Below are 23,110 nucleotides of genomic sequence, written 5' to 3' on the forward strand. Positions count from 1 at the left end.
GGCCCATGCGTCCTGGCAACCATCTTCATCAACAATCCTGACCTCGGACTGAAGGTTGCCACGGCTGCCTTATGAGGTTAACGGGTGCGTCGCCAGGCGTACCTTCCGGACAGCAGGGACTGGACTATGGGCAAGGTAACAGGGTTTCTCGAGATCGACCGGCAGGTGCACAAGTACCAGCCGGCTTCCGACCGCATCCGGCATTTCCGTGAGTTCACGCTGCCGATGTCGGACAAGGAGGTCGAGAAACAGGCTGCGCGCTGCATGGATTGCGGCATTCCGTATTGCCATGGACCGACCGGCTGCCCGATCCACAACCAGATCCCCGACTGGAACGACCTCGTCTACAATGGCGACTGGGAAAACGCGATCCGCAACCTGCATTCGACCAACAATTTTCCGGAGTTTACCGGCCGCATCTGCCCCGCACCTTGCGAGGAAGCCTGCACGCTGAACCTCGAGGATATTCCGGTCGCCATAAAGACGATCGAGCAGGCGATTGCCGACAAAGCCTATGAAACCGGCCATATCCGGCCCTATCCGCCGGAACGGAAGACCGGCAAGCGCGTCGCGATCATCGGCTCGGGGCCGGCGGGAATGGCGGCTGCCCAGCAACTCGGCCGCGCCGGCCATGACGTTCACGTCTATGAGCGCGAGAGCCGGCCGGGCGGGCTGATGCGCTACGGTATCCCCGACTTCAAGATCGAGAAGCATTATATCGACCGGCGCATCGAGCAGATGCAGGGCGAAGGTGTCAGCTTCCATTGTGGCGTCAATGTCGGCGTCGACAAGCCGGTAGCCGAACTGCTCGCCGAATATGACGCGGTCCTCTATTGCGGCGGTTCCGAAACACCGCGTCCGGCCAACATCCCTGGCGACGATCTCGACGGCGTGCACGACGCGATGCCGTATCTGGTTCAGCAGAACAAGCGTATCGGCGGCGAGCCGATCCAGTCGGTGGCATGGCCGTCGCGCCCGATCGTCGCCGGCGGCCAGCACGTCGTCGTCGTCGGCGGCGGCGACACTGCCTCCGACTGCGTCGGTACCGCCTTCCGCCAGGGCGCGGTGCGCGTCACCCAGCTCGACATCCGGCCGCAGCCGCCGGAAAAGGAGGACAAGCTGTCGGTCTGGCCCTACTGGGCGACCAAGATGCGCACGTCGTCCTCGCAGGCCGAAGGCGCCGAGCGCGAATTCCAGGTGGCGACGCTTGAATTCATTGGCGAAGACGGCCAGCTGACCGGGGTAAAATGCTGCGAAGTCGACGAAAAGCGCAAGCCGATCGCGGGCACGGAATTCGTCATCCGCGCCGATCTCGCTTTCATCGCCATCGGCTTTGCCGGGCCAGCCGCTCGCGGGCCGGTCTCGGAACTCGACGGGCAGATGAAGATCGTCACCGACAGCCGCCGCTCGAAGAATGTCGAGGCCAATGACCGGGACTACAGGACCAGCGTCGAAAAGCTCTATGCGGCGGGCGACGTGCGGCGCGGCCAGTCGCTGGTCGTCTGGGCGATCCGCGAGGGCCGCCAGGCGGCGCGTGCAATCGACGAGGCGCTGATGGGATCGAGCGTGCTGCCGCGCTGAGCCCGTTCCGAAACTCTACAGAAAGAGGCGCCAGCTTTACTGCCGGATCGCCGTCGTCGTATCGGATGCGGCCGCCGTCGCAGGCTGTGTCTTGGGCGGCCAGGAGAAATCGTCAGCGCGGCCCGGTGAGGCGTCGGGCGCCTTGCCCTCGACGATCAGCCTTTCCCCCGGCAAATTCTTGTCAGCTTTTGCCGGCGGGGCGGCGCCGAGAAGTTCCGAACCGCCGTCCAGCGCCGGATCGCTGAGCAGCATCGGCACGGTGCGATCGACAGCTATCGGCGCGGCAGCAGGTGCCGGCGCCTCGACGGGAGCGCCGGCCGGGGCAGAAGCCGTCACCACGCTTCCCGGCGCGGCCAGCCCCAGGATCTTCATCAGCGGCTTTTCGGTATAGAAGGCGAGCTTGCGCTTGCCGGCCTTCGACATGTTGATGCCGTCGTCGGAGCGCAGGCGCACCGATTGGCCGTTGATGTCCGGTCCGCTGGTGATGAAGGCGCCGTTCTCGTCGACAAACCCGTCCCAGACGTCGACGAATTCGCCGCCGTGGCTTTCGGCGGACGAGCGGAAGATATCGTTGAAGGCCAGCATGTCGGAGGTCATTTTCGAGACCCGGAAGGCCGGCATGCCAACCCACAAATACGGCACCTTGGTTGCGGCGATGGCCTTGCCGAACGCATCGGTCCGGCGCTCGTATTCCTTGGTCCAGTTCTCGGATCGCGGCTGCTCGCGCACATCGCCGACGCGCATCTGCTGCCGGTCGTTGGATCCGAGCATGACGACGACGGCTGCCGGTTTTTCGGCAGCGATCAGCGACTTGACCTGTTCTGGCCAGTTGTAGACATCGTCACGCACGAAGCCGGACGATCCGTTGGCACGGACGACGATCCTGACGCCGGTGTTTTCGGCAAAGGCGGCGTCGAGCCCCTCAGCCAGCCCAGACGCCATGAAATCGCCGACCACCAGAACGACGCGTGCATCCGGCGCCTTCTCGGCCACTGGGGTTGTCGGCTCGGCCGGCGGCGGCCGGCGAACTGACCGGGGCTTTCTCAGCTTGGGCCTAGGCTTTGTTCTCTGGAATTCTCTCTGGAATTCGGGCGGCGGCTGCTCAAACCGCTCGCTTCTGCGCGGAAACAACAGGTCGCGCAGCGACCAGCCACGACTTTCCGGCTCCTGCGCCATGGCCGAGGTATGAAAGGCACTGGCGGCGCCGACTGCCAGAACGGCGATCGCCAGAACCAGAATCGGCACGCGACGAACAATTAACCGGATGCGCGCAGCCGAAACCAATCACCCTCTCCATCCCGTAACCGGCTCTAGTTCTGCCTGAGCCATTTGAGCACTTCCTTGCTAGGATACCCGTCCTGGGTCAAGCCGGCCTTTGCCTGGAAGGCCATGATGGCGGTTTTCGATCCGTCACCGATCTTGCCGTCGAACTTGCCGTCGTAAAAGCCGTGCTCGGAAAGTCGCTTCTGAAGCTCCTGCCTTTCCTCGAAGGAGAGCTTGGTAAACGGTCGCTTCCAGTCCTGCACAAGCCCGCCATAGCCGGCGATTTCGTCGGCAAGAAGGCCCACGGCGAGCGCATATTTGTCAGCATTGTTGTAACGCTTGATGACCGAGAAATTCGTGATCATCAGGAAAGCCGGCCCGCCGCGGCCGCCGGGCAGCTTCAACGTCGCCTTGTCGGCACCGTTCTTGAACGGCTTGCCGTTGGCACGGGTGACGCCCAGCGCCTGCCATTGCGACAGCGACTTCGAGCCTCCGGGCAGCTTCTTGCCGTCCGGAAGGCTGACTTCATAGCCCCAGGTCTTGCCTGCCTGCCAGCCGTTCTTCCGCAGCAAATTGGCGGCTGTCGCCAGTGCGTCGGGAATAGAATTCCAGATGTCGCGCTTGCCGTTGCCGTCCATATCGACCGCATAGGACAGGTAGCTGGTAGGGATGAACTGGGTATGGCCCATCGCGCCGGCCCATGAGCCGCTGAGATGGCTTTCGTCGATGTCGCCGGTTTGCAGGATCTTCAGCGCCGCGATCAGCTGGGTGCGGGCAAATTTCGCTCGCTTGGGGTCCGCATAACCAAGCGTCGCCAGCGAGCGCACGACATTGCGCATGATATCATCGCGCTTGAGGGTTTCGCCGTAGTTCGATTCCATCGACCAGATGGCCAGCAGGATGTAGCGGTCGACGCCGTATCTTGCCTCGATCCTGTCCAGCCAAGGCTTCCATTTCCTTGCCATTTGCTGGCCGACGGCGACCGACTGGTCATGGACGCGGTTGTCGAAATAATCCCAGGCGGGTGCGGTGAATTCGGGCTGAGTACGAGCCTTTTCCAGCACCACCGGGTCAGCATCGTTGATGCCCTTGAATGCCTGGTCGTAGACGGAGCCGGAAACGCCGCTCGCCACGGCGGTAGCACGGAAGCTGGCGACCCATTGGCGGAAGCCGGCATCGGCAAAAGCCGGCCCGCTGGGCATGAGCAAAGCAAGCGAGAGGCTGGCGGCCGTCAGGACGCTGGTGAAGCGCCTTGCGGCGTTGCGAACGGACATCTTTTCCTCCTTCTTCATCTCAGGAAGACTATTCATCGCCGAACCCGGTTAGCATTTGGTTTACCATAGGTGCCGTGCGGGGTGAAAAGATGCGTCAATGCTTTACCAGCTGAGATTTATGACCCACCGTTCAGTAATCCTCGATTTCGGCATGAAAATGTCTCGAATCGGGATTGCCGAACAGGCATGCAAATGGATAATTGGCACATGAAGAGAGTTCGCAAGGCAGTGTTCCCGGTTGCCGGTCTCGGCACGCGCTTTCTCCCTGCTACCAAGGCCATTCCCAAGGAAATGCTGACGGTCGTCGACAGGCCGGTCATCCAGTATGTGGTCGATGAGGCGCGCGATGCCGGGATCGAGCATTTCATCTTCGTGACCGGCCGCAACAAGGCGGTCATCGAGGATCACTTCGATGTCCAGTTCGAGCTCTACGACACGCTTGCGCAGCGCGGCAAGGACGACCAGCTCGCCCGCCTGCAGCGGCTGCAGCCGGCGCCGGGGCAGACCAGCTTCACCCGCCAGCAGGTACCACTCGGCCTTGGTCACGCCGTCTGGTGCGCGCGCGAGCTTGTCGGCGACGAGCCCTTTGCGCTGCTGTTACCCGACATGATCATGCAGTCGGAAAAAAGCTGCATGAAGGATATGGTCGAGCTTTACGCCGAGACCGGCAACAACATCGTCGCCGTGCAGGAATGCGATCCGGCCGAGGCGCACAAATACGGCATTGTCGGCCGCGGCGATGACGCACATCACGGTTTCCGCATCACCGGCATGGTGGAAAAGCCGAAGACCGGCACGGCGCCGTCGAACCTCTACATCAACGGACGCTACATCCTGCAGCCTGAGATATTCAAGATACTCGAAGGCCAGGAAAAAGGCGCCGGCAACGAGATCCAGCTCACCGATGCAATGCTGAAACTGCAGAAACAACAGCCCTTCTACGGCTATCATTATCGCGGGCGCACGTTCGACTGCGGCTCGCCCGAAGGCTTCGTCGAGGCCAACGTTGCCTTCGCGCTGTGGCGCAGCGACATGAATGCAAGCATGGCCGGTGTCATTCGCACACTTCTCGACGAACTCGCGCCGTCAGAGCGCCGCGGCCTAGCCTTATAGTGTCAGCACCGGTTGCCGCGCTGGTCGGCGAAAGCGCGCCGCGTTCGATCGGCCTCATGCGACGCGCTTAGGCTCTTGTTTTATGCCAGTCGTTATCGCAAAACCGCTGCACACCTTTGCGCGACATGCATTTAGCGCTGCAACTTCACGCCAACGAAAATGCTATTGGCCGTGTAGTCGCGCCCAACCAGGTTGCTGGTCAGTTTTTCAGTCCTGGCGCGGGTGGTTAGCCCGGTGTAGCGGTTCAGCCACCACGTCAGCCCTGCCTCGGCGCTCAGCGTCAAATCATGATCGTCGGAGCCGGTATAGTCGCGCCATTCAAGGCCGAGAGCGGCATTTCCGGTCAGGTTGGCGCGGATCTGCCGCTCGCCCGTGAGGCTGCCGGAATAGAGCATGGAGCCGCTTTCGCCCGCATTCGTCGTGTTCTCGGCGGTCGTCTGTGCGGTGAGCCCGATCGTGGTGCCGCGTTCCGGCGACCATTTGAGATCGGCATTGACCGTCGCGCCCGAAATCGCCGGCAGGGCGTCGTCGTCGATGGCTTCGCGCAGCCATCCGACCGAGAACTCGCCGGTAAGCTTCTCGCGGAGATCGAGCTCGACGCCGGCCCGTGCGCCAAGCCTGGTCGAGGAGCGCTGGAAGCCGTTTGGATCGACGCGCAAATCATAAGCGCGCCGGCCGATCTCGATTTCGGTGAACGGCGTGATGGCAGGCGAGATCTCGTAACCAGTGCGCAAAATGGCCGTGTAGAGCGTCGAGTCGCGGCCCTTCTGCGACAGTGATCCGCCCGACGAAAGCTTAGCGTCGCCAAAGATGTCGTGCTCGACCGCGCCGGTCAGCGCGAAGCGCATCTTGCCGGCATCCTTCTCGACGGCGAGACTGCCGTTCACTGTCTGGCGCACCGGCTGGCCAACGGCGCCGACGACTGCGTCCGGCGCCGAGGCCGATTCGGGCACGGCCTCATAGCCCAGCTTGGCGATGGCGCGCAGATCATTGTCGAGATCGATGTTGAGTGTGCCGTCGACGTGGCCTTGCGCCTCGTGAATGTCATAGCCGGACAAGGTTTCGCGGAAGATGCCATAGCCCTCAACCGTCGCTGAATTCTCCTGCCAATCGGAGACGGCGTTGAAGCGCAGCGTCGTTTCCGACAGCAGGGCCGGCTTGCCGAGGCTGCTCGAATCGGCGTTTGTCGAAGACGTCAGGCCTTGCTCGAGCGTCGGCCGGATCACGAACGAGCCGAGCTTGATGCCGGTGGCGGCGAACGGGTCGTCCTCGTTCTTTTTGTTCTGGCCTTCGATGGCTTCGGTGCGCTCGGCGCCGGGGTCGAGCCTGAGCCTTTCGGCGGAATCGATGGTCACCGCACGGCGGTTAGCCGTATCCTGCTCGTCTATGGCGGCGGTATCGGTGTCCTTGGTCGTCGCTGCAGTCGCGGTTCTCTTGCTCGTATGGCTGTCCGTGGTCTCGGCTTCGGCGTTGGCGGCGTTGGCGGCGCGCGTCGCGCTTGGCCGCCGTCGCGGCGGCGGAGCTGGGTTGTCGGGAAATGGGTCGCCGCTGGCCGCCGGCGGATCGAAAGTGCCGCCGGTTGCGGCCGCTTCGCCCGTGCCGTCGTCAGGCAACGCCCCCTGGCTGGTCGGACGATAGGTAGGCAGCGGCGTATTGTCGTTGGGGGTTGCAGCCGCCTGGGCGGCTTGGGTTCCAGCCATGCTCGTTTGCCTGATCTTGTACTGCTGGTCGTCCAGGTTTGGCGAATCCGAAACCTCGCCGCGCAGCTCGGTTTCCTGGGCGCAAAGCAGTGTCGGACGCGACAACGCAAAGACAGTGGTTGCCAGCAGCAATGCGCGAACCGCCTTGCCCTTTCGTCCCATTTTGTTTTGAGGCTGAAACCCGGACATCGGCACCACTGCTTGCGCGGCGCACGCGCGCCATACTTACGAAACCGTAAATGGGGATGGTTAACGGAGCGTTGAGGGATGGCCCGTCAGGGTGTTCGGAGCGGCAATTCCGTTGGACAGGCGCGTGCCGAAGCGCTAATCGCATCGTCCATGGACGTGAAATCCCCAGACAGGAAGCGGCACGACGGGCAGGCCGCGATTGCCTCGGCGCTGAGAACGGTGGCGACAGAGCAGGCCGGCGTCGCGGCATTGGCCGACGCGCTCGAAAACGGGCTGGCCGAGCCGTTCGCACGGGCCGTCGACATGGTGTCGCAGATCGATGGCCGCGTCATCGTCACCGGGGTCGGCAAAAGCGGCCATATCGGCTCGAAGATTGCCGCAACGCTCGCCTCGACCGGCACGCCGGCCTTCTTCGTTCACCCTGCCGAAGCCAATCACGGCGACCTCGGCATGATCGCCAGGAACGACGCCATCATCGCCCTGTCGTGGTCGGGGGAAAGCCTCGAGCTCAAGGGCATCATCGCCTATTCGAGGCGCTTCTCGATCCCGCTGGTCGCGGTCACCGCGGGCGAAAAATCGGCGCTGGCGCGTGCGGCCGACGTGGTGCTTCTGCTGCCGCGAGCACCGGAAGCCTGCCCGCACGGCCTTGCGCCGACGACCTCGACGCTGCTGCAAATGGTGATGGGCGATGCGCTGGCCATCGCGCTGCTCGAGGCACGCGGCTTCACCCCGGACCATTTCCGCACGTTCCATCCCGGCGGCCAGCTCGGAGCCAACCTGACTCAGATCCGCGAGATCATGCATGTCGGTGACAGGCTGCCGCTGGTGTCGTCCGGCACCGGCATGCGCGAGGCAATCCTCGAATTGTCGCGCAAGGGGTTTGGCTGCGTGGCGGTGACTGCGGCGGACGGCAAGCTGATCGGCATCATCACCGATGGCGACATCAGGCGCCATATCGGCAGCGATCTCTTGGCCATGAGCGTCGATCAGGTGATGACCAGAGAGCCAAAAATGGCCGCGCCCGACACGCTGGTGGCGACGGCGCTGCAGACGATCAACGACTCGGCCATTACCAGCCTGATGGTGGTCGAAGGCAGGCGGCCGATCGGGCTCGTCCATCTGCACGACCTGCTGCGTATCGGTGCTGCCTAGTCTGGCGAGTTTTCTAGACCGCCTCGACCGTCAGTTCCAGATCGGTATCAGCGGCACCCGTCACGCGCACCTGCGTGCCGGCCGGGAGGTCGGGGCCGGAGACACGCCACAACGTGTCGCCCAGCTTGATGCGGCCGCGCCCATTCTTGATCGGCTCGGCAAGGGTCGCCGTCCGGCCGACCATCTGTGCGCCGCGGCGGTTGAGCAGAGGCTGGTCGGTCTCATCGTGGCGTCCGCCCACCAGCCGCTTGCCGACATAAGCCGAGACCAGCGACAGCACGAGGAAGGCGACGACCTGGACCTGCCAGGTCCAGAAACCGGCGTCCCAGATGAGCAGCGAGACGACGCCGATCAACAGCGCGGCAATGCCGATCCACAGCATGAAAATGCCGGGCGCGATGACCTCCATCACCAGCAGGATGAGGCCGAGGACCATCCAGCTCCACGGGCCGAGTTCGGAAACAATGCGGTCGAACATGGCCTCAGGTCTCGCTGGGACGAACCACGGGCGGGCGGGCCTGTCGTGCTGGACCGGCGGTGCCTTCGCCCTTGAAAACTTCCCTGGCGATTTCGCCAATGCCGCCAAGCGTGCCGATCAGTGAGGAAGCCTCTATCGGCATCAGCACGAGTTTACTGTTTGTCGCGGAGCCGATCCTGGTCAGCGCTTCCGTGTATTTCAGCGCGACGAAGTAGTTGAGCGCCTGCACGTCACCCTTGGAAATCGCCTCCGACACCACCTGCGTGGCGCGTGCTTCAGCCTCGGCCGATCGCTCGCGCGCCTCGGCGTCGCGGAAGGCGGCTTCCTTGCGCCCCTCGGCCTCCAGAATCTGCGACTGCTTGAGGCCCTCGGCGGCGAGGATCTGGGCGCGCTTATTGCGCTCGGCCATCATCTGGCGGCCCATCGATTCGACGAGATTGGCCGGCGGGTTGATGTCCTTGATCTCGACACGGGTGATCTTGATGCCCCAGGGATGCGCGGCCTCGTCGACGACGCGCAGCAGGCGCTCGTTGATGGCGTCCCGGTTCGACAACAGCTCGTCGAGGTCCATCGAGCCCATGACGGTGCGGATGTTGGTCATCGTCAAATTGAGGATAGCGTTCTGCAGGCCGGCGACCTGGTAGGCGGCCTGCGCCGCGTTGAGCACCTGATAAAAGGCGACGCCGTCGACGGCAACGGTGGCGTTGTCGCGCGTGATGATCTCCTGCGTCGGGACGTCGAGCACCTGCTCCATCATGTTCATCTTGGCGCCGATACGATCGACGAAGGGCACGATGAGGTTGAGGCCCGGGCTCAATGTCTTGGTGTAACGGCCGAAGCGTTCGACGGTATAATTATAGCCTTGCGGAATTGTCCGGATGCCTTTGAAAAGCACCAGCACGACAAGGGCGACAAGAACAAGAAGCGCGATATCGAAACCACTGAAACCCATTTGGCTCTCCCCTCAAAGGCCGGCCATGCCGGACAGTTCCACGCGGCCGGCTTGATCAAACACTTAAGTGTGTTTCAGCAACGTTACAATCAGGTGATTATGGATTGCCGGTGAATAGACGGGTGATCTGTTCAGGCCCAGCCGGACAGCTCGCGCCGTACCATTGCCTCGATCACCGCCATGCCCTCGGCACTGTCGTTGAGGCAAGGGATGTGTGTGAACTTTTCACCGCCGGCATGGTGGAAGGTCTCGGCCGCTTCCCTGCCGATCTCGTCCAGCGTCTCGATGCAGTCGACGGAAAAGCCCGGGTTGACGATGGCGATCGATTTCACGCCTTCGCGCCCTAGTCTTTCGACCGTCTTGTCGGTGTAGGGCTGCAGCCATTCCTGCGCGCCGAAGCGCGACTGAAAGGTGGTGATCAGCTTCTTTTCATCCCAGCCGAGCTTTTCGCGCAGCAGCCGCGTCGTCTCGAGGCAATGGGCTTGGTAGGGATCGCCCTTGTCGGAATAGGGTTTCGGAATGCCGTGATAGGAAGCGATGACAATTTCCGGTTCGAAGTCGAGGCTCGCCAGATGCTTTTCGATCGAACGGGCGAGCGCCTCGATATAGGCCGGCTCGTTGTAATAGGGCGGCACGCTGCGAATGGCCGGGGCGCGGCGCATCTTCATTAGCGCGCGAAACAGCTGGTCGTTGGCAGTCGCAGTCGTCGTCGCCGAATATTGCGGATAGAGCGGGAAAGACAGGATGCGGTCGCAGCCTTGCTCGACCAGTCTCTCGGCCACGCTCGCGGTCGAAGGGTTGCCGTAGCGCATCGCCCAGTCGACAACGACATTGGGTAGGTCGCCGAGCGCGAGCCCGAGCTTCTCGGCCTGGGCGCGGGTGTAGGTGCGCAGCGGCGACTCGTTGCGCTCCCGGTTCCATATCCTGGCATAGTTGGCGCCCGACTTCTTCGGCCGGGTGGTGAGGACCACGCCGTAGAGGATCGGATACCAGATCGCCTTGTTTAGCTCGATGACGCGTGGATCGGACAGAAACTCCCGGAGGTAGCGCCACATCGGCTTGAAGCCGGTGCCGTCGGGGGTGCCGAGATTGATCAGCATGACACCGACCTTGCCGGTCCTGACCGGAGGGCGCCCTGCCGACGGCGAGGCGGCGGTCTTCTCGGCTTTGATTTCAGCAGGGTTGGCAAGCGTCATGAGGTTCTCCAACACCGCGAACCAACGGTGCCGCGGCGAAATTAGCGATGCCGCGCCGGTTTTCAAATGCTGCGTCTGGCCGCACCTTATCCCAGAAATGCAACACCCGCCCGGTCTGCCGGGCGGGTGCATTGCGTTCCTGCGGCCGGATTACTTCGACGCCGCCGGGATCGTCAAAGTTGCGCCGACCGGCAGCCGGCGTGGCTCGTAGGCTTTGTTGGCATCGGAAATCATTTTCCATTTGGTGCCGTCGCCATAGGCCTTCACCGCGAGATCCCAGTAGGTATCGCCGGCGACGATTACATGGCTGCCTTCGGCCGGTGCCGGCTCAGCCGGCTTGGCGGGCTCGGCAGGTTTTGCCGGCTCGGTTGGCGCCGGTTCACTTGGGGCCGGCTGACTCGGGGCCGGCGCTGTCTCGGCGGGCTCGGCCGGAGCAGGGGTCGCCGGAGCCGGTGTGACCGGAGCCGCAGGTGCCGCCGGCTGGGCCGGCTCGGCGGGTGCGGGTGCCGCCGGCGCGGTTTCCGCCGGGACGGCCGGCGGTGTCTTGGAAATGTCGCCTGAGCCGGCCGGCATTTCGGGCATTGCCGGTTCAGCAGGCTTTACCGGCGCAGCCTCAGCAGGTTTTGGCGGTTCGGCAGGCTTGGCCGGTTCCGCGGCCGGGGTCACGGTCGCGGCGATCTCGGTGATGCGGCCGTCGAGCTTGGGCGTATAGGGCCGGTGCGCGCCGAGGTAGTCGGCGACGACCTGTTCCAGCCCGGGGCCGTAATCATAGGCGTTCTTGGCCTTCTCGGCGAACACCTTATAGCCGTCGCCGCCCTGGCGGACATAGTTGTTGGTGGCGACAAGGTAATCCTTGTCCGGCTTGATCGGCGTCCAGACGCCGCCTTCCATGACCTCGACCGATTTGACGCGTCCGTTAGGCGGTGCCGATCTGTCGAACGCATATTTCAGGCCGGCAACCTGCGGGAAGCGCCCGGCGCCGTCCTCGACCTGGCTGAGGCCGCTTTCGAGGCCGGCAACCAGATCCTTGCCGGAGATATGGAAGGTCGCCAGCGTGTTCTGAAACGGCAGAACGGTGAGAATCTCACCCATAGTGACGGTGCCCTGGTCGATCGAGGCGCGCAAGCCGCCGCCATTCGAGATGACGATCTCGACACCCTGGCCCCTGACCCGGTCGAGGACGGCGTCGGAGACCAGATTGCCCATCTCGCATTCGCGGGCGCGGCAGTTTTCCCGACTGCCGTCGATCGCCTTGGTGGTCTCGGCGACTTCCTTGTTCTTCAAAGCCTCGATCGGCGCGCCGAGTTCCTTGATGCGGGCAAGCACGGCGGGGTCGGGCGTGATCGATTTGTCGAGATGTATGGGATCGCCGCTCGCCTCTTTGACAACGCCGTTGTCGTCGAACACGACCTTGAGCTCGCCGAGATATTTCGAATAGGACGCCGCCTGGACGACCGGCACTTTGTAGCCGTCCGGATTGTCGACCATCGTCGGATAAGGGCCTTCCGCCTTGGGGTCGGTGTTGGAGAGCAGCGAATGGCTGTGGCCGCCGACCACCACGTCGACGCCCGGGATCTTGGCGATCACGTCGCGCTCGCGCTTGTAGCCGATATGGGTGACCGCGATGATTTTGTTGACGCCCTCTCCCTTCAGTTTCTCGACCTCGGCGGTGATCGACTTGACGTCGTCTTCGATGGCGATGTTCGGGCCAGGCGAGGCAAGCTCCGGCGTGTCGTTGGTGACCGCACCGACGATGCCGATCTTCTGGCCGCCGACCTCGACCACGATCGATGGCTTGACGCGGTCGCCGAGCTTGGATTGCGCATTGGCCTTCACGTTGGCGCCGAGCACCGGAAACTGGATCATGTCGAGAAACGGCGCCAGCGCCGACTCGCCATCGTCGAACTCATGGTTGCCGAGAGCCTCGGCATCGAACTTCATCTGGTTGAGGAATTCGCCTTCTGTCTTGCCCTTGTAGGTCGTGTAGAAGAGTGAGCCCTGGAAATTGTCGCCGGCGCTGAGCAGCAGCACGTTCTGGCCTTCCAGCTTCTTGCGCTCCTGCGCGATCGCTGTGACGAGGCGGGCGGCGCCGCCGACGCATTCACCCTTGGTCTCCTCCTCGGCCGAGCAGGTCGATTCGTACTTGTTGTTGCTCTCGATGCGGCTGTGCCAGTCGTTGATGTGCAGGATGTTCAGCGTGTAGTCGGCAAAGGATGCCCCTGCCGACAGGCCAAGCGCCGATGCCGACAGCGCGGCGATGGCAGCGATCTTCTTCATTCTCGTCTCCCGGATGACTCGAGTACAGCGCCGCGCGTCATTTGGGACGCGCAAAGGACGCTGTACCATTTTTATTTTGCGCATGATCCTTTCCGAAAATCGACTCCGATTTTCGGGGTCATGCGCAGACGCGTTTAACGCTCTTGTTTGACTTGGATGTAACAGCCTCTCGGGCCATGTTCACATCGCGTTTCAGTCGATGCAAGCGGAAATCGGCATCAGCTTTGCCGGCGCAAGAAAACGGCGGCTTGAAGCCGCCGCCTTGTGCAAAGTCAATTCGGAATCGAACTTCAGGTGCGCCTGGTCAGCACAAAATTCTGTCCGCTCGCGCTGGTGCAATTGAGCTGGCTGGTCGAGACCATCAAGCAGTTGAAGCTGATCGGCGTCTGGCGGATCAGCGAAGTGCCATGGATCTCGACCGAGGTGCCGCCGGTCATGGTGTAGCTGCCATCGGCAAGCTTCTGACCGGTATCGGTGGCGACGGTCGCGAAGCTGCCGCCCTTGAAGGTGGATAAGCCGGTGCCCTGCGCGTCGATCCAGGAGCCTTCGACCCCTTTGGCGGTGATCACCGGTGGCTCGCCCGGGCCGGTGGTGGTGCAGGCCGCCAACGTGACGGCAGCGGCCGCGGCAATGCCAGCCGAAAGCAGTCTTTGCGCAATCGTCATCATCAAGATCCTCTCCTCTCGCATCGGCTCGAAAATCGATCCGATTTTCGGAAAGCACGATGCGCACATTCAAAGTGCTGGAGCGTACTTTGTGCGTCCAAATGGACGCACGTCGCTCTAGGCCGCCCCTCTTCAATCGCCCGATTTCCGGGCGATTGCAAGCTGGCGGAGTGTCGAGGCAACGCTGCTATCGAACGAGGATGTTGCGGAATTGCCACGGGTCTTTGGTGTCGAGGTCCTCGGGAAACAGACCAGGCCGATTGTCGAGCGGTGTCCAGTCCGTATAATAGCTCCTGACCGGCCCCAGATAGGGGTTCTGCACGTCGAGGCAGCGCTTGTAATCCATCTCGTCGGCTTCGACGATGCCGGCCTCCGGATTTTCCAGCGCCCAGACCATGCCCGCCAGCACCGCCGACGTGACCTGCATGCCGGTGGCGTTCTGATAGGGCGCCAGCTTGCGCGCCTCGGCCAGCGACAGCTGCGAGCCGTACCAGTAGGCGTTCTTGGCGTGGCCGTAGAGCAGCACGCCGAGTTCGTCGATGCCATCGACCAATTCGTTTTCGTCGAGCACGTGATGCACGGGCTGAGCCTTGCCGGCGGCACCGAACATCTCGTGCAGCGACAGCACGGCGTCGTTGCAGGGATGATAGGCGTAATGGCAGGTCGGCCGGTACTGCACCTTGCCCTTCTTGCCATGCAAGGTGAAGAAATCGGCAATCGAAATCGCCTCATTATGCGTCACCAGGAAGCCGTATTGCGGACCGGCCGTCGGGCACCATGTGCGCACGCGCGTGTTGGCGCCGGGCTGCTCCAGAAAGATAGCGGCCTTCGAGCCGTTCTTGTGCTTTTTGGCGTTCTTCGGCATCCACGCCTCGTGCGTGCCCCAACCGAGCTCGGCCGGCTGCAGGCCTTCCGAAATGAAGCCTTCGACCGACCAGGTGTTCCAGAACACGTTCATCGGCTTGGGTTTCTTGGTGCGCTGGGTGTCGCGCTCGGCGATATGGATGCCCTTGACGCCGGCCTTCTTCATCAGCTTGGCCCAGCCTTCGCGATCGTGCTGCGCGGGTTCCGCGAAGTCGAGGCCAAGATCTGTGGCGAGGTTGACCAGTGCCTGCTTGACGAACCACGAGACCATGCCGGGATTGGCGCCGCAGCATGAGATCGCCGTGGTCCCGCCCGGGTTCTTCGCGATTTCGGTACGCACCGTTTCGCGCAGCGCATAATTGGTGCGTGAGGCGTTGTCGGCCTTTTCGTCGAAATAAAAGCCGAGCCAGGGCTCGACCACCGTGTCGATGTAGAGGACGCCAAGCTTGCGGCAGAGCTTCATCAACTCGAGCGAGGAAGTGTCGACCGACAGGTTGACACAGAAGCCCTGGCCGCCGCCATTGGTCAAAAGCGGCGTCAGCAGCTTCTTGTAGTTCTTCTTGGTCACTGCATCCTGCATGAAAGTGATGCCGCGCTCGTCGAGCAATTTGCGGTCGCCGTCGCGCGGGTCGATGACGGTCATGCGCGACTTGTCGAATTTGAAATGGCGCTCGATCAGCGGCAGCGTTCCCCGTCCGATCGAGCCGAAGCCGATCATCACGACAGGGCCGGTGATCTCACCGTAAACGGGCCAGTTTTCATTCGCCATTTATCGATTACTCCCTCAAAAAACGCTTCGGAACAGCGGCTTGGCCGCGGCGCGACAAACCATAGATCATTGTCACAATAAAGCGAAAAGCGGACGGCCGGCCTCACGCCGCGCCATCCCGGCTACGGCTCGACCTGTCTTGCGAATTCAGGCTTGAAGAGGGCATGTGCCTCGGAGACCGGCAGTTCAAGCAGATCGTCGGCGCAGGCCTGGATGGCATGCGGTAGGGTCTGGAGCCCGAACACCAGAACCTGCTTGTCGCCCTCACGCCAGAGGCTGACCGCCAAATATTCGCCGATGAGATCGTCCATACCGCATTCGGCTTCGTGATCAATATCGGTCTGGTCGGTCGGTTTCTTGCGCCGCTGCTTGACCAAGGAGACGAGGGAAGGACCGGGCTTGCCATCCACCGTATCCGAGAAAATGTCCTGAAGGCCAAGCAGGACGCCGCGCCGCACATCCATGATGTAGGCGTCCGAATAGTTGGTCGGATGCGCTCCGCCGCAGAAGATGCTGCCGGACTCCCGCCAGCTCATCAGCAGCGGCGTCAGCGAGCTCACTTCGAATGTGCTGTCCGCATAGCCTCCGAGCGTGCCGTCGTTCACGCCGTCAATCGGCCCGCCTTCGTTGAAACCGGCATATTGCGCCGCCACGCAGCCCAGTGCGCCGATGTTTGCGCGCCAGTGCCTGTCTTGCAGCAGAGCATTCGCGGCCTCGATCGGAACGTTGCCGGACAGTTCGACAATGCGCGGCGTGGCGAATTTGGTGCGGGGGTCGACGACATAGCGGTAGGTCGCGTCCGGCCAGCCAGTCGTCTTGCCGTTATCAAGCTGAGTGTTCAGCCGCAGATAGTCATACGGGGACGTCTCCATGGTGATCGGCGTGTCATTGGCGAAGAACTTCATGAAGCTGAAATCGTAGAGATCGAGCGGGCTGCCGGGCTCGTTCCCGGTCACCTGCCGACTTGCGACCCGCTCCAATCTGAGCGGCAGCGCCCTCTTTCCGTTCCAACTGCCTTCAAGGGTCTTGCCGTTACTGGACGAGGCCAGGCGCCACACGGCGGCAATCGGCGCGGCCTTTCCGTCATCGCAATTGTCGGCGCCGCATGCCTCCTCCTCGGCCAGTTCGAACCTGCTGCCCTTTTGGGACCGGGCCTGCAGCGGGATGTCGACGCCCTTCGAGCGGTAGAAATAGCGGCCGGCCAGCGGGCTGCCGGGCGCCGCGGGGTCGTCGGTGAATTCGACGACGATATCGCTCTTTCCAAGCTTGCCGGCATAAGTCACCGGCTCTGCCTCGGCTGCTGTCGACAGTACCAGGATCGCGGCCATGAACGTGACCGGCCTGCTAAGATGCTGGATCATTGCTCCCCAAGCCACAAGTTAGAGTTGTCGTCCGCCAGTAGTCACGGTCGGCTGTCAGGCCCTTTTAGTCAAGTTGTGCCTCGTCCAGCACCAGACGCTGCTCAGCGAAAAAAAGCTGCGACGCCGCCCCTGGTGCGGATGCCGCATCCGCCCGTTTCAGCGGATTTTTGTCCTCGGCGCGGCTGTGGAGGCTCGAACCACCAGTTCTACCGGCAGAACGACCTGGCGGGGGGCTTCATTGTCAAGAACCATTCGGGCGGCAAGCCTGCCTTTTCCGATCACGTCTTGCGCGACAGTAGTCATCGGAGGCGTGGTGCGTGCGGATTCAGCGGTGCCGTCAAAGCCGACGACCGATACGTGGCCCGGCACGTCTATGCCGCGGCGAACCGCCTCGTCCAATATCGTGATCGCCTGCCAGTCCGACATGGTCAGGATCGCGGTTGCTTCAGGCACCCTGTCGAACACCACTGCTCCGGCAGACGGCTCGCCTGGGATCGTCTCGATGATCGGGACATTATCGATTGACAAATTCGCCTCCGCCAAACCCTGTTTGAAACCGTCGAGCCTTTCATCGTCGAGCGGGAAGCCGGCCAGAAGCGGGCGCGTTGCGTGTCCGGGCATGTGGACAATCGGCGGGCCGGGAGTCCGGCGCACCGAAAGGATGGCAAAATGCCGGTGCCCCAGCCCGGTCAAATGCCGGACTGCAGCAACCGCGCCGCTCCGGCCGTCGATCTTTATCGAGTTGATATCGGGACCTGCGTCGCTTTCGAGAATGACGAAGGGCAGACGGCGTCTCTGGACCGAAACTATGAGACCAATGTCGGCGCTGTGACCAAGGATAAAGCCGTCAACCAGGGCATCGCGGATGCTGGCGAAGCGCGTGTTGTCGGTGCCGTTTACAAGGCTGAGCGTCGTTCCAGCCTCGTCGCAGGCGAGCGAAACGCCGAGCACCAGCTCGCGGCCGTATGGGCTTCTCATCACTTCGGAGATGGCATAGGCGCCAGGCGGCATGAACCCGATGGCATTGAACTTGCCGTCCCGCAGCAATCGTCCTTTCGGATCGGGGCCGCCAAACCCGAGCGCTCGCGCGGCCGCTTCGACGCGCTCGCGCAATTCAGGCCTGACCAGCTCCGGCCGGTTGAAGACGTTGGAGACAGTCCCCCGGGAAACTCCGGCAGCCTTGCCGACATCGGCTAGGGTGGGCATTGGCGATTCACTCGTTTTCCCTGAGGTAGACCATTTTTTGGAGCGCTCCAAGAATTTTATTGACTCCAAACCGAAATAGGTGGATCGTGTCTCTTGGAGCGCTCCAAGAGCACATATTCGAAGTGTTTCTGCGACTAAGACATTGAGAATCGTCAAATGGCGTGGCCGCAGCGGCCATGCCCAAGGAGAGGATGATGGCAGAAACCAATGTTTTTCCAGCCTCGCTCGTCGGCAAGACTTTCGACTGCGTTTTCGGCCCCTTCGTGCCGCGGCTGACGTTTCTCTCGGCGCAGGAATTGCACATCCAGGCGTCGATCGGGACCACCGAAATCGACGAGGTGGTCAATGTCGGCCTGACCAGCGTACGCCAGAATCTCGTGCTCGCGAGCTGGACGGAGAAAAGCGGCAACTTCATTGTGCAGTTGCAGGACCACGAGGAGGGGATCGTTCATAATTATGCGCGGCTGGCCGATGGGCAGCTCTTCTGTGCCCAGGGCGCCATTCAAGTCGTTCCTGCATAAGGGAGGAAAATGCGATGGAACTCGCTTACGACAGTCATCTGCTTGCTCGAATTCTGCTGAGTGTCGCGACCGTGGGCTACGGTGTGGTGATGATCAAAGCCGACTTGAACGCCACCCACGCCACCAACCCGCTCTGGACTCCCCACGCCCGGTTTCACGTCGTCTGGCAGGTGTTGAGCTATACCGGAGTGGCGCTGATTGCGCTCGGACTCATCTGGATCAAGGGGCAACTCGAAGCCGAGCGGCTCTATCTCGCGGGCGGATTGGCCGCGGCCATGTATGGAGCATTCTTCGCGGCCATGCTCTCGCGGCCGATCTACGGCGGCGTGCTGTATGACGAGAACGGCTATCTGCCGTTCCGGCCGCCGTTTGGACCGGCGGGCTGGCGGTGGGATGTCAACGTCACAGTCTTTACCGCGATGTCCGCGATCCTGCTGCTGGGCGTGGCTGCGATTTAGGGAATCCCAGGAAAAGTGTGAAACGGTTTTCCGTCCGGAATTGCGCAAGAACAAGCAAGGACAAAGAGATAGAGCGGTTCGGCGCTTCCGTGAAACGACGAACTGCTCTAGCAACTGTAGTACTAGGACAGCGCCAGCGCCCCGAGCCGCTCGACCAACCGGTCACGGTCGGCGGTCATCCCCTTGTAGTCGAGCTGTGCCTCGTCCAGCGCCAGAAGTTGTTCGGCAAAGGACGCTGCGAGCGCCGCGCGGTCGCGGAGGCGCTCCAGCACGGCGAGCGGGTCGAGATGAATGCGGATGGTGAAGAGTATGTCGCCCGAGACCGGGAGCTTTCTCAGCGTCTGACGCTCGACGCGGATGAAAGCATGAGCGTCGATGTCGCCGTCCGGGAATCTCGACGGGCGATTGCTGGCGCGGTCGATGCGTTCGATGTTGGAGAGCGGATGGTAGAGTGCGTCGCCCGCCTGGATCGACCAGTTGTAGCGCTCGACGGCTTGGCCCTGGAGGCCATCGAACATGCGGTTGATGAGATCGGCCGGGCGTGTGCCTGGACCGAAACCCGGTACCGGCGCGTGGATCTGCTGCAGCGGCTTGCCGAATTTTTCGATCAGCGACCAGGACGACGGGAAGCAGAGCGAGCCGGCCGCCAGACGCCAGCCGCTCTCGTCGCGGCGCATCAGGATCAAATCCTCCTGGACGAGCAACGAGGCCGCGACAAGCGGCGCATCGCTGAAAGAAGCTGAGGTGCCTGAGCCCTCGAGATTGTCGATGCCGTCGATCACCTCGATCGCATTGTCGGTACGCCTGTGGGTCTCAGGAAAGTTCGCCGCCAGATGCACACCGAGCAGATCGAGTACTTCGCGCTGGGCGTCGCGCGTTGCTTGCTCCTCGACAAAAACCTTGTCGGGAATTTCCGTGTAAAGCCGGCGTTTCTTGGCAAGATAGGGCAGCAGATATTCGTCGACCTCGATCCAGCTATCGAGATTGAGCGGCTTCAGCCCGATGGTGAACAGTTTCGACGAGCCGTCATAGGGTGTGTGGGTCGGTGGGCGGAAACTCATGCTTCTTTGTAGACTTCCAGTGCGGCGGCGGCCATTCTCGCCGTGAATTCGGTGATTTCGTAGTCGGCGGCACCTGCCTTGGCGAAGGGATCGTCCGCCAGTCTGGCATCGAGCACTTCGCGTGGACCGCGCGCGATGATGATGCCGCCGGTCCTTGGCCGCTTTGGCCCGGAGGCGACAAAGATACCTTGCGTATAGCAGGCCTTCAGCCACTCGACATGCGCTTGCTGCAGACGGTCGATCTCGGTCAGCGGCACCTTGTAGTTCAGCGAAACCACGAACATTGTTGTCTCCCGATGCTTCAGCCCAGCCGCGCCGGGATCAATCCGCGCAGCGAGTTGCCGACGAACAGCGCCTTGGCCGATTTCAGTTCGTTCCACGTGTAGACCGCTTCACCGGCGCGGCCTTGATCCAGCAGTTCGCCGCGCAGGACGCCAGCCAGCAGGCCGCAATCGAGCCGCGGCGTGGCCAGCACGCCGCCGCCGAAATCGGCAAAGACGTTGGTGATCGTGCCCTCGCAGATTTCGCCGCGCTCATTGGCGAGCAGCACCTCGTCGGCCCGGCCGGCCAGATATTCGGCGCGGGCGCGCGTATAGGTTTGTCGGCGGCTGGTCTTGTGACGCAGCAGCGTGTCGCTCGAATCAAGCCGCACCCGTGCCAGCTGCAGGGTCCAGACCTTGTCTGCGGCGAGCGGCTCGTAGGGCTGCACCGAAACCGCTGCTTCGCCATTGCGCGACAGGACGAGGCGGGTGCGCAACGCGATGTGCTGGCGGCCGACCGCATTCATCAGCGCTTCGCCGACCCGTTGCGGATCGCAGGCGAAGCCGAGTTCGTTTGCCGAGCCGTAGAGCCGCGCGAGATGGCGGTCTAAACGGAGGAAACCCGAGCCGGGTTCCCAGCGCATTGTTTCGATCAGTTCGAAATCGGCAGTGTTCCCGTCGCGAAACGGGCTTTCAGCAGACACTCCTGGTACTCCTCTTCGGCTGTCGAATCGAAGACGACGCCACCGCCGACATTGTAGACCGCCTCGCCATCGGCAAAGAGCGAGATGGTGCGGATCGCCACCGAAAAGCGCATCCGGCCGCCGGGCGCGATCCAGCCTATGGCGCCGCAGTAGACATCGCGCGGGCCAGCTTCCAGCTCGCGCAGGATCTCCATGGCGCGGATCTTCGGCGCGCCGGTGATCGAACCGCAGGGGAACAGCGCGGCGAAAATCTGGCGGATGGTAAGGCCGGGCAAGAGTTTCGCCCGCACGCGGCTCACCATCTGGTGGACGGTCGGGTAGCTCTCGATGCGGAAAAGCTCCGGCACATCGAGCGTGCCAACCTCGCTGATCAGTGAGATGTCGTTGCGCAGGAGATCGACAATCATCCGGTTCTCGGCCTGGTTCTTCTCGTCGTTGCGCAAGAACGCTTTCAGGCGATCGTCCTCGGCTTTTGTTGCGCCGCGCGGCGCGGTGCCCTTCATCGGATGCGTCTCGATCATGCCTTCCGCGTCGACCTCGAAGAACAGTTCGGGCGAACGCGACAAGACGATCGGATCGCCGAGCGCGACCAGCGCCCCATACTTCACCGGCTGGCGTTCAGTCAGCGCGTTGAAGGCGACCAGTGGATCGCCCGACCATTGTGCGTGGACCGGAAAGGTCAGATTGCCCTGGTAGCAGTCGCCCTTGCGGATATGGTCATGCAGGCTGGCAAAGCGTTTGGCGTAGTCATCCGAAGACCAGGCTGCCTTAGCGTCGAAGATTGGGCCGTTGCTGGCCGGCAGATCGCCTGGCGCGATCGTCTCTTCGGCTGGCGCATCGAACACGCCGAGGCAGAAAAGCGGGGCGCGGCGGCCGGCCGGCAGCAGCGGAACGAGCTTGGGTTCGAGCAGGTAACCGGCCTCATAGGAGAAATAGCCGGCCAGCCATTTGCCGCCGTCATGTGCTGCCTGCGCTGCTTCCAGGACCGGCAAAAAGTCCGCCTCGCCATGCGCTGCGATTATCTCGGCCGGCCGGTCGAAAACGAGCTGACGCGCGGTCTCGTCGTTCCGGAAAATTGCAAAGGGCAGGGGCATAAGGCTCGAATGCTGCGGTCACCAGCGATCGATCTATATGGGGGCTCGACCGTGTGCAATCGAGGGAGCGGCGTCTCAAGACGCAAAGGCGCGGGGCAAAAACAAATGCGGCGCCAGTGGGCGCCGCCTTGTTCCAAAATGCCACCTCGCGATGGGTCAGGTGTTGCTGGCTTCCCCCGCGGTCGGGAAGCGGCGCGCAAATTCCTTCTCGTCACCGGCGGCAAGCAGTTTCGCCTGCTCGATCCAGCGTTCACGTTCGATGCGGCCGTCGAAATTCAACGTCGCCTCGATCCGCTTGACATCGTCGGGCGTCCAGGCGGCGATCTGGGCATAGGTCGTGACGCCAAGCCCTTTGAGCAGCCGCTCGTTGGTGGGGCCGATGCCGAGCAGGCGACGCAGATCGTTGGCTTTGCCTGCCGCGGTGGCTGTTGCCTTGCCGGTCGCGGCTTTCTTTGCAATTGGCGCAGCCTTGCTTGCCGCCGGCGCGGTCCTGGGCGCGGCGCTCGCCTTCGATACAGGCGGTTTCTGCGTTGCCGTTTTCGCGGCACTTGCGCGTGGCGCGGTGGCGGCCTTCGCCGTTGCAGATTTCTTCGGCGCCGGTTTGGCCGGTGCGGATGTCGACATCAGGGTTGACGGCGCCTGCATCGCGGCTTTGATCGCGCCGGTCCTGGCGGCTGGCGCCTTGGCTGTTGCCGCCTTCGCGGTTGGCGCCTGGGTGGTTTTCGCCTCGCCCAGCCGGCGTTCGAGATCGGCGCGGGCGCGGCCGCATGCATCCAACTCACCGGTCAGACGGTCGCTATCGGCCCGCAATCTGTCACGTTCGCTGCGCGTGCGGTCTAGATCGCCGCGCAAACTGTCGAGCTCGCCACGCAGGCGTCCCCAAATGAACCAGCCAACCAACACACCTACCAGGAACGCCAGGAGCATGTAGAAAAAAGTGCCCATTGTCTTTCTCTCTCCAGTCCCATCCGT

At 62.7% G+C, this 23,110-nt stretch carries 21 protein-coding genes; 5 read left to right on the plus strand and 16 right to left on the minus strand.

Annotated features, from left to right (window positions below):
* Positions 1–126 precede the first annotated feature (126 nt).
* A complete protein-coding gene (locus NKJ17_RS09215; protein ID WP_254816922.1) occupies positions 127–1,581 on the plus strand; it encodes a glutamate synthase subunit beta in 1,455 nt (484 codons plus the stop codon).
* 36 nt (positions 1,582–1,617) lie between these two features.
* Here NKJ17_RS09215 and NKJ17_RS09220 read toward each other — a convergent pair whose 3' ends face one another.
* Together NKJ17_RS09220 and NKJ17_RS09225 are read right to left on the minus strand one after the other, a co-directional pair.
* Positions 1,618–2,865 carry an SGNH/GDSL hydrolase family protein gene (locus NKJ17_RS09220; protein ID WP_352688030.1) on the minus strand — a complete coding sequence of 416 codons (1,248 nt, stop codon included), beginning with the start codon at positions 2,863–2,865 and terminating at the stop codon, positions 1,618–1,620.
* 26 nt (positions 2,866–2,891) lie between these two features.
* Positions 2,892–4,118, minus strand: coding sequence for a lytic murein transglycosylase (locus NKJ17_RS09225; RefSeq protein WP_254816924.1), 1,227 nt, complete (start codon positions 4,116–4,118; stop codon positions 2,892–2,894).
* Between the two features lie 207 nt (positions 4,119–4,325).
* On the opposite strand from NKJ17_RS09225, the gene galU reads away from it, so the two are divergent.
* Complete coding sequence (gene galU, locus NKJ17_RS09230) at positions 4,326–5,231, plus strand: UTP--glucose-1-phosphate uridylyltransferase GalU (protein WP_352506340.1); 906 nt, start codon at positions 4,326–4,328, stop codon at positions 5,229–5,231.
* Positions 5,232–5,362: 131 nt separating this feature from the next.
* Here galU and NKJ17_RS09235 read toward each other — a convergent pair whose 3' ends face one another.
* A complete protein-coding gene (locus tag NKJ17_RS09235) occupies positions 5,363–7,120 on the minus strand; it encodes an outer membrane beta-barrel protein (protein ID WP_352506339.1) in 1,758 nt (585 codons plus the stop codon).
* Positions 7,121–7,270: 150 nt separating this feature from the next.
* Here NKJ17_RS09235 and NKJ17_RS09240 point away from each other — a divergent pair, with 150 nt between their 5' ends.
* On the plus strand, positions 7,271–8,272 hold the full coding sequence (locus tag NKJ17_RS09240) for a KpsF/GutQ family sugar-phosphate isomerase (RefSeq protein ID WP_254817072.1): 1,002 nt from the start codon (positions 7,271–7,273) through the stop codon (positions 8,270–8,272).
* Positions 8,273–8,285: 13 nt separating this feature from the next.
* On the opposite strand, the gene NKJ17_RS09245 is transcribed toward NKJ17_RS09240, so the two are convergent.
* The 8 genes from NKJ17_RS09245 to NKJ17_RS09280 form a co-directional block, all read right to left on the minus strand.
* On the minus strand, positions 8,286–8,750 hold the full coding sequence (locus NKJ17_RS09245) for an NfeD family protein (protein ID WP_352506338.1): 465 nt from the start codon (positions 8,748–8,750) through the stop codon (positions 8,286–8,288).
* A 4-nt stretch (positions 8,751–8,754) separates the two neighbouring features.
* Complete coding sequence (locus NKJ17_RS09250; RefSeq protein ID WP_352688032.1) at positions 8,755–9,702, minus strand: SPFH domain-containing protein; 948 nt, start codon at positions 9,700–9,702, stop codon at positions 8,755–8,757.
* A 131-nt stretch (positions 9,703–9,833) separates the two neighbouring features.
* The gene (hemH, locus tag NKJ17_RS09255; RefSeq protein WP_352688034.1) at positions 9,834–10,898 is read right to left on the minus strand and encodes a ferrochelatase; all 1,065 of its coding nucleotides are present in this window, start codon (positions 10,896–10,898) and stop codon (positions 9,834–9,836) included.
* Between the two features lie 150 nt (positions 10,899–11,048).
* The gene (locus tag NKJ17_RS09260) at positions 11,049–13,175 is read right to left on the minus strand and encodes a 5'-nucleotidase C-terminal domain-containing protein (protein ID WP_352688035.1); all 2,127 of its coding nucleotides are present in this window, start codon (positions 13,173–13,175) and stop codon (positions 11,049–11,051) included.
* Between the two features lie 290 nt (positions 13,176–13,465).
* Positions 13,466–13,840: an outer membrane lipoprotein Omp10 gene (omp10, locus tag NKJ17_RS09265; RefSeq protein ID WP_254817073.1), complete on the minus strand. Its 375-nt coding sequence runs from the start codon at positions 13,838–13,840 to the stop codon at positions 13,466–13,468.
* Between the two features lie 187 nt (positions 13,841–14,027).
* Entirely contained in the window at positions 14,028–15,473 is a 1,446-nt protein-coding gene (locus NKJ17_RS09270; RefSeq protein WP_352688036.1) for a homospermidine synthase, read from the minus strand.
* Between the two features lie 122 nt (positions 15,474–15,595).
* The gene (locus NKJ17_RS09275; protein ID WP_352688037.1) at positions 15,596–16,834 is read right to left on the minus strand and encodes a hypothetical protein; all 1,239 of its coding nucleotides are present in this window, start codon (positions 16,832–16,834) and stop codon (positions 15,596–15,598) included.
* Positions 16,835–16,990: 156 nt separating this feature from the next.
* On the minus strand, positions 16,991–18,040 hold the full coding sequence (locus NKJ17_RS09280) for a LacI family DNA-binding transcriptional regulator (RefSeq protein WP_352688039.1): 1,050 nt from the start codon (positions 18,038–18,040) through the stop codon (positions 16,991–16,993).
* Between the two features lie 191 nt (positions 18,041–18,231).
* On the opposite strand from NKJ17_RS09280, the gene NKJ17_RS09285 reads away from it, so the two are divergent.
* Entirely contained in the window at positions 18,232–18,561 is a 330-nt protein-coding gene (locus NKJ17_RS09285) for a MoaF-related domain-containing protein (RefSeq protein ID WP_352688041.1), read from the plus strand.
* A gap of 14 nt (positions 18,562–18,575) precedes the next feature.
* On the plus strand, positions 18,576–19,019 hold the full coding sequence (locus NKJ17_RS09290) for a hypothetical protein (RefSeq protein ID WP_352688043.1): 444 nt from the start codon (positions 18,576–18,578) through the stop codon (positions 19,017–19,019).
* A 122-nt stretch (positions 19,020–19,141) separates the two neighbouring features.
* Here the strand turns inward: NKJ17_RS09290 and NKJ17_RS09295 are convergent, their stop codons facing one another.
* From NKJ17_RS09295 to NKJ17_RS09315, 5 genes are all read right to left on the minus strand, one after another.
* Complete coding sequence (locus NKJ17_RS09295; RefSeq protein ID WP_352688045.1) at positions 19,142–20,080, minus strand: heme-dependent oxidative N-demethylase family protein; 939 nt, start codon at positions 20,078–20,080, stop codon at positions 19,142–19,144.
* Entirely contained in the window at positions 20,077–20,364 is a 288-nt protein-coding gene (locus NKJ17_RS09300) for a YciI family protein (protein WP_352688047.1), read from the minus strand. Before NKJ17_RS09300 ends, NKJ17_RS09295 begins: the two co-directional genes overlap by 4 nt.
* Before the next feature lie 17 nt (positions 20,365–20,381).
* Positions 20,382–21,044, minus strand: coding sequence for an aminotransferase class IV family protein (locus NKJ17_RS09305; protein ID WP_352688048.1), 663 nt, complete (start codon positions 21,042–21,044; stop codon positions 20,382–20,384).
* The gene (locus tag NKJ17_RS09310) at positions 20,993–22,138 is read right to left on the minus strand and encodes an aminodeoxychorismate synthase component I (protein WP_352506327.1); all 1,146 of its coding nucleotides are present in this window, start codon (positions 22,136–22,138) and stop codon (positions 20,993–20,995) included. Before NKJ17_RS09310 ends, NKJ17_RS09305 begins: the two co-directional genes overlap by 52 nt.
* 156 nt (positions 22,139–22,294) lie before the next feature.
* Positions 22,295–23,083, minus strand: coding sequence for a helix-hairpin-helix domain-containing protein (locus NKJ17_RS09315; protein WP_352688050.1), 789 nt, complete (start codon positions 23,081–23,083; stop codon positions 22,295–22,297).
* Positions 23,084–23,110: the final 27 nt, after the last annotated feature.

The organism is Mesorhizobium sp. M0208 (assembly GCF_040322015.1).
GTDB lineage: Bacteria > Pseudomonadota > Alphaproteobacteria > Rhizobiales > Rhizobiaceae > Mesorhizobium.

Bases quoted from the DNA above. Each gene is read 5' to 3' on its own strand.
- NKJ17_RS09215 (WP_254816922.1), top strand. From the start codon at position 127: ATGGGCAAGGTAACAGGGTTTCTCGAGATCGACCGGCAGGTGCACAAG.
- NKJ17_RS09225 (WP_254816924.1), bottom strand. From the start codon at position 4,118: ATGTCCGTTCGCAACGCCGCAAGGCGCTTCACCAGCGTCCTGACGGCC.
- galU (WP_352506340.1), top strand. From the start codon at position 4,326: ATGAAGAGAGTTCGCAAGGCAGTGTTCCCGGTTGCCGGTCTCGGCACG.
- NKJ17_RS09235 (WP_352506339.1), bottom strand. From the start codon at position 7,120: ATGTCCGGGTTTCAGCCTCAAAACAAAATGGGACGAAAGGGCAAGGCG.
- NKJ17_RS09240 (WP_254817072.1), top strand. From the start codon at position 7,271: ATGGACGTGAAATCCCCAGACAGGAAGCGGCACGACGGGCAGGCCGCG.
- NKJ17_RS09245 (WP_352506338.1), bottom strand. From the start codon at position 8,750: ATGTTCGACCGCATTGTTTCCGAACTCGGCCCGTGGAGCTGGATGGTC.
- NKJ17_RS09250 (WP_352688032.1), bottom strand. From the start codon at position 9,702: ATGGGTTTCAGTGGTTTCGATATCGCGCTTCTTGTTCTTGTCGCCCTT.
- hemH (WP_352688034.1), bottom strand. From the start codon at position 10,898: ATGACGCTTGCCAACCCTGCTGAAATCAAAGCCGAGAAGACCGCCGCC.
- NKJ17_RS09260 (WP_352688035.1), bottom strand. From the start codon at position 13,175: ATGAAGAAGATCGCTGCCATCGCCGCGCTGTCGGCATCGGCGCTTGGC.
- omp10 (WP_254817073.1), bottom strand. From the start codon at position 13,840: ATGACGATTGCGCAAAGACTGCTTTCGGCTGGCATTGCCGCGGCCGCT.
- NKJ17_RS09270 (WP_352688036.1), bottom strand. From the start codon at position 15,473: ATGGCGAATGAAAACTGGCCCGTTTACGGTGAGATCACCGGCCCTGTC.
- NKJ17_RS09275 (WP_352688037.1), bottom strand. From the start codon at position 16,834: ATGATCCAGCATCTTAGCAGGCCGGTCACGTTCATGGCCGCGATCCTG.
- NKJ17_RS09280 (WP_352688039.1), bottom strand. From the start codon at position 18,040: ATGCCCACCCTAGCCGATGTCGGCAAGGCTGCCGGAGTTTCCCGGGGG.
- NKJ17_RS09285 (WP_352688041.1), top strand. From the start codon at position 18,232: ATGATGGCAGAAACCAATGTTTTTCCAGCCTCGCTCGTCGGCAAGACT.
- NKJ17_RS09290 (WP_352688043.1), top strand. From the start codon at position 18,576: ATGGAACTCGCTTACGACAGTCATCTGCTTGCTCGAATTCTGCTGAGT.
- NKJ17_RS09295 (WP_352688045.1), bottom strand. From the start codon at position 20,080: ATGAGTTTCCGCCCACCGACCCACACACCCTATGACGGCTCGTCGAAA.
- NKJ17_RS09300 (WP_352688047.1), bottom strand. From the start codon at position 20,364: ATGTTCGTGGTTTCGCTGAACTACAAGGTGCCGCTGACCGAGATCGAC.
- NKJ17_RS09310 (WP_352506327.1), bottom strand. From the start codon at position 22,138: ATGCCCCTGCCCTTTGCAATTTTCCGGAACGACGAGACCGCGCGTCAG.
- NKJ17_RS09315 (WP_352688050.1), bottom strand. From the start codon at position 23,083: ATGGGCACTTTTTTCTACATGCTCCTGGCGTTCCTGGTAGGTGTGTTG.